Below are 12,429 nucleotides of genomic sequence, written 5' to 3' on the forward strand. Positions count from 1 at the left end.
TCACCCACCCAGCCGTGCACCCGAGACCACGCCCCACAGCGCCATGGTCAGCAGCATGTTGACGATCATCACGGCGGTGACGCTGGCGCGCATGGCCTTCCCGGCTGCAACTCCGACGCCCTCCGGGCCGCCCGAAGCGTAGAAGCCGTAGTAGTTCTGGATGGTCGAGGAGATGAACACGAAGATCGTCGCCTTGATGGTGGCGAAGAGAATGTCGCGTGCGGTCAGCACCATCGAGAAGTAGTGCAGGTAAGAGCCCGCTGATTGGCCGGCGATGAGACTGACGAATTGGCACGCTGCGTAGGCCAGTGCCAGTGCGGTCAGAAACAACGGGATCACGGCGATCACCGAACCCAGCACGCGAGTAGCCACCAGGTAGGGGATCGGTTTGATCGCCAGGGCATCGAGTGCGTCGATCTCTTCACTGATGCGCATCGCACCGAGCTGAGCCGTGCAGCGGCACCCGGCTTGCGCAATGAAGGCCATGGCGATCATCACCGGCGCCAGTTCCCGGGTGATGGCAAACGAGGACACCAACCCCATGGCGGGGCCCAACCCGAGCAGGTTGAGTGCGTTGAAACCCTCGACCGCCACCAAGCCGCCGGCGGTCAGTCCGAGCACCGCGGCGACGTTCAGTGTTCCCCCGCCGACGACGATCGATCCGTTTCCAAAGGTGACATCGGACAGCTGCCGGAGCAGCTCGGCGCGATAGCGCGTCACGACCACCGGGAGGGAGACCAGCACCCGAAACGCGAACTCCACCAGATGCCCGGCAGTGGTGACGATTCGGGTGATCGGCTGCCTCGCCGAGCGCAGGAATGCCAGTTGCGCTACAGCGTATTTCGACGGTGCGGAGGCGTTCACAGGGTAGCCCTGGGGAATACCAGGTCATAGACCTGGCTGAGGGTGAGGTTGACGATCATCATCAACAGCACGGCCTCCACCACCGCGGCGTTGACCGAGTTCGCCACGCCTGCCGGCCCACCGCGTGTCGTCAAACCCTTGTGACAGCACACCACCGCCACGATGACCCCGAAGACGGCAGACTTGCCGATAGCCAGCCACAGATCACCAATCGTCGAGAACGAGGCGAACGTCGCGACGAAGGACCCGGGTGTGCCCTCTTGGACGTAGACGGTGAACAGATAGCTGGCGATGAACCCGACGAAGGTGGTCATCCCGGTGAGCAGGATCCCGATCACCACGATGGCAACGAGGCGGGGTACCACCAACCGCCGCACGGGATCGATTCCCATCACCTGCAGCGCTTCGATCTCTTCCCGGATCGCCCGCGATCCCAGGTCGGCGCACACGGCCGAACCGACGGCGGTCGCCAGCAGGAGAGACGCCACCAGCGGTGCGCCTTGGCGGATGACTACCATTCCGGTTGCTGCACCGGCGAGCGAGGAAGCACCGACTTGCCCTGCAACCAATGCGAATTGGATCGACAGTGTGACACAGATGGGAATGGTGACCAGCACGGTGGGGGTGAACGCCGTCGCGGACATGAACGCTGCCTGCTTGAGAGTCTCGACGAGATCGGTGCGTAGCCGCACGCCGTCGAGCACCGTGTACTGCATGACGCGTACCCCCAGCGCGACCTGCGCGCCGACGGTCTCGAGTGCGGCGATCGGGTGAGCGTGCAGGACCCGTTTGATCACCGCGGGTGCACGGTCGAGGCCGCGGTCAACAATCGCCACTCAACACCTCGTTGATGTAGCAGTACACCTCGGCCCCCCGGGTCGTGACGCACGGCATCGGATAGGCCGCAAAGGCCGCTCACGTGCCGTACATCACTGAATCAAAGTTGATTCATTGTTACACACAACGCGCGGTGGTGGCGAGTGGGTATTGCGAATCGAAGCGATCCCGCATGGGCGGTAAAGCGTTGACCTGCAACAATGTTGCGAAGCGCTATGCATTTCGTGGGACACGCCCGCCACTGGTGTGTAGATATGTGCAGGAATCTGTGGCAGTCGGGTTGATGCCGAGAGGCGAGTGCGTTGCTTCGTAGTGCCGACGGTCGGGCACGCATGTCCTACCCTGGTGGACCATGGACCTCTCGGCGCTTGCGGCATCACTGACGGCGCTGGAGCAACGGCCGGGTACGTCGTCCAGGGAGCGCATGCTCGATGCCGCGTTGGCGGAGTTCGTCAACCACGGCATTGCGCGGACCTCGGTCGCCGCGATCGCCCACAGGGCAGGGGTATCGCGGCCCACGCTCTACCGCCAGTGCGGTGACAAGGACCAGATCGTCGCCGCCGTAACCCAACGCGAGGTGGTCGGGTTTTTCAGTCGCGCCTATCCCGCGGTCTCGGCGAAGACCTCGATCGAGGACAAGATGATCGAGGTATTCGTGATGGGCATGCGGGAAGTGCGCAGTCACCCGATGTTGCGTGCACTCCTGGAATACGAAAGCGACACGTTCACCCGCCGCATCCTGGACATGGATGCCTCGCGGTATCGCGATTATGTCAGTGCCGCGGCCACCATCCTCAGTGACGAAGAGTATTCGGCCGAGGCGATCGAGCGAGCGCTCGATGTGTCGTTGCGGATCACCGCGACACTCGTGATCTCACCGTCGCCCTATGTCGTCGTGGACGACGAGGCCACCGCCCGCGCCTTCGCCCACCGATATCTCATCCCCGTCCTACAGGCGTCGCGCTGATCTGGCGATACCCGAAACTTGCGGGCCGGTCATAGCAGCCCGTGATGAGCGGAAGGAAATGCCGCGAACATGGCGAAGCCGATCTCAGGTGGCCGCGTGGCCAGAGGTGTGACGCTGGGCAAACTCGCCGCCCGCCAGGCCGCACGCGGCGCCGGCGCTCGGCTGTCCATGGTGGGTCGGTCCGAACGCGCGAAAGAGGTGCTGGCTGATCGTGCCGCCATGGACGCCGCCGAGAATCTGGTCGACGTCCTGGGAAGCATGAAGGGGGTGGCGATGAAGGTCGGACAAGCCATGTCGGTGTTCGACCTCGGACTGGTGCCCGAATCGCGGCGAGAAGAGTTTCGCGCCAAGCTGGCAGCGTTGCGCGATCAGGCGCCGGTCGTGTCTGCTGCGGACATGCGCGGGGTAATCGAGGAGGACCTCGGCCCGATGAAGGCAGTGTTCTCAGACTTCGATGACTCTCCACTGGCGGCCGCCTCGATCGGCCAGGTGCATCGAGCACGCCTGCTCGACGGTCGTGACGTGGTGGTCAAGGTCCAGTATCCCGGGATCGACGCTGCGGTGCGCTCCGACGTGCGCAACATGGCGGCCGCCATGGTACTGATGCGCGCCCTGTATCCCTCTCTGAACACCGCAATGATCGACGAGATCACTCAGCAGTTGGAAGGTGAACTGGACTACCTGCGCGAGGCGCACACCCAGCACCAGGTCGCTGCGCGCTACCGCGATCACCCCTTCGTGCACGTTCCCGATGCCGTGGTGGCTCACTGCAGTCCCCGCGTCCTGGTGACCGACTACCTCGACGGTGTCGGTTTCGACGACATGAGCGCTGCTCCACAAGACGACCGAAACATATATGGGGAGTTGATCTTTCGGTTCTATGTCAGTTCGCTATACATCGATCACGAGTTCGGTGGCGATCCGCACCCGGGCAATGTTCTGCTGTGCCGCGACGGGCGCGTGGGATTCGTAGATTTCGGCCTTCACCAGCGGATGGATCCGGTGCACGTGGGGTTGGAAAAGGCGGTGCTATGCGGGGCCGTCGAGCGTCGCGCCGAGGACGTCTACCGTCTTGCCGTCGAGCGGGGCATCGTTGACCGGCGATCGAAGGTGGCCCCGCGTGACGTACTGGAATACGTGTGGTCCACCTGCGACTGGTTTCTGCGCGATGAGCCCGTGTGCATGACTGCGGAGCTGGCAACCACCTCGCTGGTGCTTGCCATGGATCCCACGTCATCGGAGTTCGCCGCCGTCACCCGTCAGCACCTTCCCCCTGAACACCTCTTCGCGCGCCGCGCGGCGTTCATGACCGCCGCCACACTTGGACAACTGGCGGCCACCAACAACTGGCACCGACTCGCTCGTGAATGGCTCTATGACGAGCCCTCACAGACCGACATCGGCCGCCAGATCGCGCGGTGGCGCTCGTCGTACCGATGACGCCACGGCCAACCCCGCGACGGCCGTGGCGTCATCGGATGCTGTCGAACAACTTGTCGGCTTCTCAGAAGGTCGGTGTACGGATTGGCAGCAGCTGCATGAGAGCTTGTGCAATGTCCCAATCGGTATCGATGCGGGCGATGCGCCATTCGTTGTTCTCGCGGCGCATGACATAGCGGTCCATCCCTGTGATCAACCAGGTCCGCCGCAGCGGCCCGAACTGCAGGAAGCGAGGAATCCAGCGGCTCCACGCGCCTTCGAAGGGGATGCCCCACGGCATCGCGATCCGCAAGGTGTCATCGTAGAAGCTGAAGGTGGGCAGATCATCGGGAGAATCGCTCATCGGTCCGAAGATCACTTCCCGGCTGCCGCCGTAGAGCAGGGCCGAGCATACCTTGGCCAGCCGCGAGCTACTCCAGCCCACTTTGTGATTACGCCATTGATACTTGAACGTCGCCGAGAGTGTGAACACCATGTCTTCGGTGACGCACGCCAATGCTCTGCGTAGATCGAACTTCGTGTCATCGTCTTGATCCCATGCATGCATATAGTCGCGCAGAAAATCGGTGATCCCGTCGGCTGGCACGCCGGCGGCACACATGGCTTCCTCCTGGGCTTTGACCCTGTCAAGGAACTGCGGCATGATCGCGAAGTACTGCTGGGCGATCGGCGACTCGAAACGGCTGACGAAACTGAACAGCTCAGGCGTGTATGGAGTTTCGGTAAACGCCTTGTGAACGAGAGTCATTGGAGCTTCCTTTCTGAGGTGGACGTACGGGGAGCATCTCTACGGTCAGCGCTCACACTCGGCTGAGCGTCACCGGCAGGCCGCCGTCAACGGTGACCGAGAAGGAGAACTTGTGCTGCGGTTGCCATCCCGGCTGCAGGTGCAAGCGATAGCGTTGAAAGATGATCGCCAGCAGGAATTGAGCATTCATGTAGGCAAGGCCGGTGCCGATGCAGTGGTGTGGACCTGAACCGAAGGGCATGAAGGCCAAACGTGGACGTGCCCGGACGACTGCCTCGTCGGTGAAGCGTCGCGGATCGTACACGTCGGGATCGGGCCACCACCGAGGGTCGCGGTGAATGGCATACATCGGAGCGCCCACCATCGTGAACTTGGGAAGGACGTAACCACCAAGCTCATTGTCTGCCATGGCGAAGCGTGGATTTAGCGGATGTCCCTGCAGCCGTTGACCTTCATCAAAGCAGGCCTTCGCCCAAGTCAATCGGGGAAGGTCATCGGGAGTCGGTACCGCACCGCCGAGCGCACTAATCTCGGCATACAACGTCGACAGGTGATCGGGCTCAGCCAACAACAGTGCCAGAGTCCACGACAACGAGGCCACCACGGTCTCATAGCCACCGCCGATCAAGGCCATCAGCTCCATGGCCAGGTCACGCTCGGACAGCGCGGAACCATCCTCATAGCGCGCCTCCAGCAGGATGCTGAGGAGGTCCCTGGTATCGACGGGATTCTCGCGACGTCGCCTAATAAGCCTCCGGACAAGCATGTAGAGCCTCGGAGCTGAACGAGGCACGCTCTGGCGACCCCACCACGGCAGGAGGTTAGGGAAAGGCATGAGCATCGACGCGCCGCCGACCAGCGCCATCATCATTCGGATGTCGATGTCGGTGTTGTGAATCTCTTCCTCGGTGATCGAGGAAGAGAACATCGCACGAAGGAAAGCAGGGAGCGTGACCTTGGCGATCTCATGCTGCAGGTCGACAACGCGTCCCGAGTCCGCCCATTCCCCCCACGTATCGACGCGGTTGACGAACTCGTCGGCGATCACGTCGCCAATCCGCGCGAGGTGCCGGCGGGAGAACATGGGCAGCAGCATCTTTCGTCGCTCGCGGAACTTGGGCCCTTCGAGCATCGGCACAGCTGCGCCGATGATCGGCCAGGCGAAGCTTGCCGGGCCGGCCATGCTGTATCGACCGGTCGACTCATCCATGAACGCGCTCACCAGATCGGGGTGGGTAACGGCGACCATATCGATCAACGGCAACGGCACCCGAAATACGTCGCCGTATTCTTGAGCGCTGCGGCGCATGTACTCGAAGGGGTTGCGCCGCAACTCGAACAGCGATCCTACGAAGGGCAGTCCCTTGGGTCCCGGTGGCAGCGGTGTCGGTCTGCCCACACCGCGGACCGCGCCGAGCAGAGTCGGCACCCCCATGCGTGTGGGCCAATAGGGATCCTGTCTCAAGGCACCCAGCACGCTCAGCCGACCTGCCGTGAACCGAGGGCGGAGTTGCGGTATCGCGCCAAGATCCCCGGCTCTCGCGTCAGATGTCGGCGGCACACCGGCATCAGTCGCGCTGAGACCCTGTGCGCTCGGCCCGACGGGGCAGGCGGGAATGGCGTCGACCGTCGGACGGCTCGGTGGCTCGGTCAATGTGTGGGTTCCTCTTCTGTGTAGGCGCGGTGATTCGACGAAGGCACCCGCGATCTAGATCTCGAAAGACGCTGATGTGCGCTGTCTTTCTGCCGGTAGGGCAGTCGGCGGCCTCGTCGTCGGTGGAGCGTTCGCCTGCGATGCGGTCGCGGGAACGCATCGTAGGCAGATCTCGCCGAGGACCGCAACGGTGAATCAGAAAACGATTGTTGATTCAACACTGGCTATGTCGCGGCGGCAATGATCTCTGTCCTGAGTCGCCTGCCCTGCCTGGCCCGCTCTGCAGCATCTTCTTCCCCATTTTCGCGTATAGCTGGTCATCGGAGGTGTCGCAGCTGGTGCCAACGAGGTGTGCGTCAACGATCTCCGAAGAAGGCAGCCAGTGCTTCTTGCCTCAGAATCAGTGATACATATACAGTTCATTGATGCACGATGGCGAACCGAAGCTTAGTACACCTCGGCGAGCCGCTACCTCTGGAGGCGGGCCCCGTGCCGCATGCGTTGCCCAGGGCTGGACTTCATGGTGATGTTGGTTGCTCCGTGGGACGACAGCGTGATCGCTGAAGCCTCTGTGGCGCCCAGCCTCAGCCGTCCTCGCCCGAGAGCCTGAAGCACGCGCCCGATCACCGGGGCAACACGCCCGTACCGTCGCCGTAGACCCGTAGAAAGCGAACCCATGACTGAAATCGACCAGACGCCCGCAGGGTCGACCCTCGCGTCGTCAGGCTGGAATGTGCATGCCCCAGCCGGCCGCGTGCACCCGCCCATCGAGGAATCGGAAGCCTTGGTAGAACCGTTCCTCAGCCGATGTAAAGCACAGGAAGACATGTACGTCGCTGCCGGGTTCCCGCTTGATGGCATAACCGACTTCTGGCGAAAGTGGTTCGCCGCGTGGAATGAAGAATCGCCCGAGGCGCTGCGAGACTGCTGGGCAGAGGATCTGGTGTGGACCATCTCCAGCACGGGACAGCTCGAGTACTACGGCCGCGAGAATACGCTCGACCTGGCTCGGTTCGGATACATGTTCGCTCGACAGATGAAGTTCTACCCCTGGGATGGCACCGACACCAATTTGCCGTACTACGACTTTCTCGACGGCCAGGTCCGTGCCGCATTCCCCTACAGCGGCGGAACCGGCTTCTTTTGGCAGCGGCTTCTGCCGTGGCCGCACAAGTCTGTACGCGGCTGCGGCGTCGACCGCTACCTCCTGCGCAAGATCGAGGGCGACTGGAGGATTACCCGAATCGACACCGACCAAGACGTTTTGGTCCCGCTGCTTCAAATGTTGCCCTTCGCCGACGCCATCGTTCGCCTTGGAGCTTGGGCGATCCGAACCCTTCCTCGGTGGGGTCGCCGGCTTGGGCTGTATGACAGAAGCTTTCCCTACAGTCGCCAGTTCGTTGAGGCGCGTATCGCGCATTCGATCCAAATAGACTAGCTGAATATATGAAATCAACTGTGCAAGAACGTAATTGATTGGAGTGGCGATGCGGTGTGCGGTGAAGTCGACCCAGTACGTCGCTGAACGCGTTGTTGCGTCGGGCGAGCCATCAGGAAGGGGTCTGGCATGACGGTGGCTCCTGACGACCACGATTCATTCTGGGTGGACGAAGACCTGTGTATGGGAGCCGGGTACTGCTACCGGTCGTTCCCCGAAGTGTTCGTCGAACAGGCAGACGGAACAAGCCGACCCTCGCAAGCGCTTGATCACGACCACGTACGAGTAGCGGCCCTGGCCTCAGCTGTATGTCCAGCGGGAGCCATCGTCATCCATCAGCATGGTTGAATGCGCTCGGTCAAGCTAGTGGTTCCACGTGTGCGGTTGCCGTTCATCAGCCAATGCCGCAGTGACAGAACGACGCCAGGGTGTGGTACCGATCCGGTCTGCTGCGCAATCAGGTGACAGTTTTCGGTCACGCGGCCCGACTGGTCCGCGTGGTCATGATTGCTTCGAACTCGGTCGTGGTCGACCGCCCGAGTCCGACTTGGCGCCGGCGGCGATGGTAGGTCCGTTTGATTCACGTGACGTTCGCGATCCTCAGTTCCTCCCTTGTGGTCCAACGGCGGCGATCGAGCACATTCTTCTGTAGGAGGCTGAAGAAGCTCTCCATGGCCGCATTCTCACCGGCCGCACCGACGCGGCCCATTGAGCCGACCATGTTATAGCGACTCATGGCGTGAAAGAACTTTCTGCTTCTAACTTGACTGCCGCGGTCGCTATGCACAATGCAACCGGCCACCCCGCCACGTCGTGTCACCGCGCGACTCAGCGCGGTCGTGCCACCCGGGATCTCGTCCGGGGAGTCGATCGAAGATCCAACGACATGATTGGAGAACACGTCCTTGATCGCGCAGGGATACAGCTTGCCTTCATCGGTGCGATGCCCGGTGATAGCACTGAGCCACAATTGATTTGGTCTCTTTGCTCTGAAGTCGCGCTCGACAAGATCGTCGTGCACCGGCGGTCCGGCTTTGCCGTACTCGCCGCGCTTCTTTCCGAACACGCTCCACCACTTGTTGTCGGTGCAGATCCGCCAGGCGGCGCGTTCGGCGATCGGCTCAACGGCATCGCGGGCTCTTCGACCAGGTAGCGATACCCGGAACCCCGGATCATCCTTATGGGCGTCGAACAGGGCGCTGGCACGGCAGTCCTCGATGAGTTCGGCGCAGAACCTAGCTCCGACAACTTGATCCGCCGCCACGCGTCCGGCAGCTCCGCAGACTCGCCGGTGCTCTTGCCGGGCCTGGTGCCTTCATCAATATCAGCTTGGCGCATCCACTTGTGCAGCGTCATCGGGTGCACACTAAAATCCGTCGCGATCTGTTCAATCATCGCACCGTCGTCGTGCACTGACATCCGTCCAGCTCACCCGTGCCAGTCATGCAAACTCAGATTCCACCTATTCGTGCCGCAAGCCCCATGGACCTACTTTTGGTGCGGGTGCCGATCGTCGTTCTGCGTACACCAGCGGCACCATCATCGACTCAGCCGGACTGCACCAGTTCCAGCGCCTCGTTCTGCGCCTGTCGCATGGCCTTCTTGGCGCGTCGACCGCCGCTGTGCCGTGCCTGCTTGCGCAGCCGGCGCCGTGCCTTGGCCGTCGGCAGTGAGTCGAGGACCTCATCGGGCACCGCGGCAAGGGTGCCGTCGGCGCGGCCGGCCGCGATGCGCTCGGTCACCCACTGACGTTCGAAACGCAGCAACCACAACACCGGGATCAGGAACACGACCAGGGTGACGGCGATCTTGACCAATGCGCCGCCGATCGGTGAGTCCCAGAAGAAATGCATGAAGGAGGCCGCCGCCATCAGTGGCAGAGCCAGCAGCACCCGACGGGCATAGGACCACTGCGGCGGTCCGGTGAAGGTGGGTAGCAGCAGCATGACGCCCACCGCGAACAACCCCGTGTACGCCCAATGCGCAGGAACGGCGGTCAGCACCCGCTGGATCAGATTCGGAATGGCTCCGGCGAGATCGGAATCGAGGCTGTAGATCGCTTCCCGGGTGGCGTATGTCAGATCCTCCATGACGTCGAAGCCGAACCCGACGAACATCCCGACCAGCAACGCGTGGGAAATCCGGTGGAACACCGACGAGCACAGCACCAGGATGACCGCCGCACACATGCCCTTGGACGCTTCTTCGATGATCGGCGCGGTGAGGGACGCTTCCCAGGCAGCCATCGTCTCCGGCGACAGATACCGCGACCAGACCCCGGCGAGTGCGGTGTTGCCGTTGACGGCCATCACCAACGCGGTGGTGCCCCCGAGTGCGGTTCCGGCGAGCAGCGCCTGCGGGTAGCGCCGCGCGCTGCGGTATGGGTCGAATTTGAACATCAACCAGAACAGAACGACGATGAAGCCGATCCACACCGGCGCCAGCCAGAGCTGCGCGTCCATCACCATGCCGAAGGCGCTGCCGTCGGCGCTCAGCAGCAGGTAGGTGCTCAGCACCAGGGTGATCACGTACAGCCAGAACACCGCCGAACGTGGCCGGTAGACCACCGGCACCCGGGCCGGTCCGGTCGGTCCCGGTGTGGCATTCGGTGTCGACGCGGCGGGTGCCTCGGTCTGGGTCACTGCTGCGTCTCCCTGCTGATCAGGCCGGCGATGGTCTCGATGTCGGGGCCCTGGCTCTCCGGGCCGGTGAGGGCGATCACCGATACGACGACATCGTCGTCGTAGAGGAAGGCGCAGGTGCCGGTGGTGTCGGTGGTCACCGCGACGCAGGTGTCTCCGGAGAGTGTGGCGCCGTTGCCGCTGATCACCCCGCCATCGAGTGCGGCGCTGACCCCTTCGAGACGGTTGGCCCGCATCAGGCGCTGGGCCACCGCCGCGGGGTCGCGGTCCATCCGGTCATAGGCCTGGATCATGACGACGCTGCCGTCAGCGTGCATCACCACCGACGATCCGCTGTCGATGATCTGCCAGCCGTCCATGACGTCGACAGCGACCTGTTCACCGCCATCGGTGGTCAACTCGACCGGCGTGACCTCCTCGGCGTCGGCCGACCAGTCCCGGTCAGGGAGGACCGCATTAGCTGTTACCGGTATAAGGGGCACCGCGAGGATGCCGAGCCCGAGCGCAAAGGCGGCTGGTTTCTGGGTCAATCGACGCCGGCGTGGCGGCGCTGTGGGATCGGCCATGCGCCAGAAGCTACGGCACACCAGCAGTTTCTGCGCGTATTTACGGTGGTGTCAGTTTGTGGCGTGCAGAGTCCGCGAAATGGGTGTCATCGCTGTCGCGATTCCTCGGCGCGGAAAAGGCTTCCTTGGGCAACGAAATGCGCCCAATTGGGATTTGCTGACTCAGGCAGGCGTGGCCCGGCGGACCAGTGACAGCGCGACGGCGGCCAGGGCGAACATCGTCGAGATGGCGCGGTTGAGGAGGGTCTGCTGCCGAGCGTTGTGCAGCCAGCCGACCATCCGTCCTGCCAGACCGGTATAAATCCCCATCACCACGATGTCGACGGCGAGCATCGTCATTCCGATCGTCAGACACTGCGGCAGCAGCGGCATGCCCGGGTTGACGAACTGCGGGAGTGCGGCCAGGAAGAACACCAGCCCCTTCGGATTGGTCGCGTTGACCAGAAATCCGCGCAATAGCAGACCGCGCCGGCTGCCCGGTGCCGCCGCGTCCATTTCCTCGCGCAGATCCCGAGGCGCCGTGCGCCATTGCCGGATCGCCAGGTAGGCCAGGTAGGCCACGCCGAGCCATTTGACGATCGTGAACGCGACCGCCGAACCCGCGACGACGGCACCGACACCGGCGGCGACCAACACCAGTTGCAGCATCAGGCCGATCTGCAGCCCGAGCACGCTATACCAGCCGCGCCGTAGGCCCTCGGACATCCCGGTGGCCATCGACTGCACCGCACCGGGTCCGGGAACGATGCTGATCGCGATCGCGGCGCCGAGGAACGCCAGCCACACCTGCCAGGTCATGACCGGGAATTGTCCCAGGCGGGTGCAACCGGGTCCGGCCGACCGGACTCAGGCGATGTCGGCGACGAACACCCCGGTCTTGCGCAGCATCACCCTGGCCAGGAACGGCAGCGACCGGTCGACCGTGCCTGCGGGCAGTACCCGTGGGTTGACCACGTGCAGATCCTTGCCGGATACCTTGATGTCGGCCGAGCCGGCGGCCAGCACGTTCTTCACCCAGTTGGTCTTGCCGTGGATCAGTCCGATGGCCAGGACATCGCCCTTGCGATAGGCGGTGACCGGCGTCTCGTAGGCGGTGCCGGAGGTGCGCCCGACGTGCCGGATGACGCTCATCCCCGGCATCTTGCGGCTCAGCGGCGTCATCAGCGGATTGATGTACTTGATCTGGAAATTCTCCAGCGCGGGCGGCACCAGCATCGGCACACCGGCGGCATTGTTGGGATGTTCTTTTCGTGACGGTGACGCGGACATGACG

General features: G+C 63.1%; 13 protein-coding genes. 4 read left to right on the forward strand and 9 right to left on the reverse strand.

All coding sequences use genetic code 11. The features are described from left to right. A complete protein-coding gene (locus tag FBY28_RS25320; protein ID WP_216847953.1) occupies positions 1-864 on the reverse strand; it encodes an ABC transporter permease in 864 nt (287 codons plus the stop codon). Continuing rightward, complete coding sequence (locus FBY28_RS25325; protein ID WP_216847954.1) at positions 861-1,700, reverse strand: MlaE family ABC transporter permease; 840 nt, start codon at positions 1,698-1,700, stop codon at positions 861-863. Before FBY28_RS25325 ends, FBY28_RS25320 begins: the two co-directional genes overlap by 4 nt. Before the next feature lie 353 nt (positions 1,701-2,053). Between FBY28_RS25325 and FBY28_RS25330 the strand changes: the two genes are divergently transcribed. Further along, positions 2,054-2,668: a TetR/AcrR family transcriptional regulator gene (locus FBY28_RS25330; protein WP_141869889.1), complete on the forward strand. Its 615-nt coding sequence runs from the start codon at positions 2,054-2,056 to the stop codon at positions 2,666-2,668. Between the two features lie 219 nt (positions 2,669-2,887). Continuing rightward, positions 2,888-4,108 (forward strand): ABC1 kinase family protein, encoded by a 1,221-nt coding sequence (locus FBY28_RS25335; protein WP_216847955.1) that lies wholly within the window; start codon positions 2,888-2,890, stop codon positions 4,106-4,108. A gap of 64 nt (positions 4,109-4,172) precedes the next feature. On the opposite strand, the gene FBY28_RS25340 is transcribed toward FBY28_RS25335, so the two are convergent. Next, the gene (locus tag FBY28_RS25340) at positions 4,173-4,856 is read right to left on the reverse strand and encodes a hypothetical protein (RefSeq protein WP_141869891.1); all 684 of its coding nucleotides are present in this window, start codon (positions 4,854-4,856) and stop codon (positions 4,173-4,175) included. 52 nt (positions 4,857-4,908) lie between these two features. Further along, the gene (locus FBY28_RS25345; protein ID WP_216847956.1) at positions 4,909-6,285 is read right to left on the reverse strand and encodes a cytochrome P450; all 1,377 of its coding nucleotides are present in this window, start codon (positions 6,283-6,285) and stop codon (positions 4,909-4,911) included. Between the two features lie 901 nt (positions 6,286-7,186). Between FBY28_RS25345 and FBY28_RS25350 the strand changes: the two genes are divergently transcribed. Further along, the gene (locus tag FBY28_RS25350) at positions 7,187-7,948 is read left to right on the forward strand and encodes a nuclear transport factor 2-like protein (RefSeq protein ID WP_141869892.1); all 762 of its coding nucleotides are present in this window, start codon (positions 7,187-7,189) and stop codon (positions 7,946-7,948) included. 129 nt (positions 7,949-8,077) lie between these two features. Then, the gene (locus FBY28_RS26460; RefSeq protein ID WP_141869893.1) at positions 8,078-8,296 is read left to right on the forward strand and encodes a ferredoxin; all 219 of its coding nucleotides are present in this window, start codon (positions 8,078-8,080) and stop codon (positions 8,294-8,296) included. A 232-nt stretch (positions 8,297-8,528) separates the two neighbouring features. Here the strand turns inward: FBY28_RS26460 and FBY28_RS25360 are convergent, their stop codons facing one another. The 5 genes from FBY28_RS25360 to FBY28_RS25380 form a co-directional block, all read right to left on the reverse strand. Then, a complete protein-coding gene (locus FBY28_RS25360) occupies positions 8,529-9,212 on the reverse strand; it encodes a DDE-type integrase/transposase/recombinase (protein ID WP_141869894.1) in 684 nt (227 codons plus the stop codon). Between the two features lie 283 nt (positions 9,213-9,495). Next, positions 9,496-10,590 carry a PrsW family intramembrane metalloprotease gene (locus FBY28_RS25365; protein WP_141869895.1) on the reverse strand — a complete coding sequence of 365 codons (1,095 nt, stop codon included), beginning with the start codon at positions 10,588-10,590 and terminating at the stop codon, positions 9,496-9,498. Beyond that, the gene (locus tag FBY28_RS25370) at positions 10,587-11,156 is read right to left on the reverse strand and encodes a hypothetical protein (RefSeq protein ID WP_141869896.1); all 570 of its coding nucleotides are present in this window, start codon (positions 11,154-11,156) and stop codon (positions 10,587-10,589) included. Before FBY28_RS25370 ends, FBY28_RS25365 begins: the two co-directional genes overlap by 4 nt. A gap of 162 nt (positions 11,157-11,318) precedes the next feature. Further along, a complete protein-coding gene (locus FBY28_RS25375; RefSeq protein WP_141869897.1) occupies positions 11,319-11,954 on the reverse strand; it encodes a LysE family transporter in 636 nt (211 codons plus the stop codon). Positions 11,955-12,002: 48 nt separating this feature from the next. Then, positions 12,003-12,425 (reverse strand): nitroreductase family deazaflavin-dependent oxidoreductase, encoded by a 423-nt coding sequence (locus tag FBY28_RS25380; RefSeq protein ID WP_141869898.1) that lies wholly within the window; start codon positions 12,423-12,425, stop codon positions 12,003-12,005. Between the last annotated feature and the right edge of the window lie 4 nt (positions 12,426-12,429).

Origin of the sequence: Arthrobacter sp. SLBN-53, from assembly GCF_006715585.1 — a bacterium.
Lineage (GTDB): Bacteria > Actinomycetota > Actinomycetes > Mycobacteriales > Mycobacteriaceae > Mycobacterium > Mycobacterium neoaurum_A.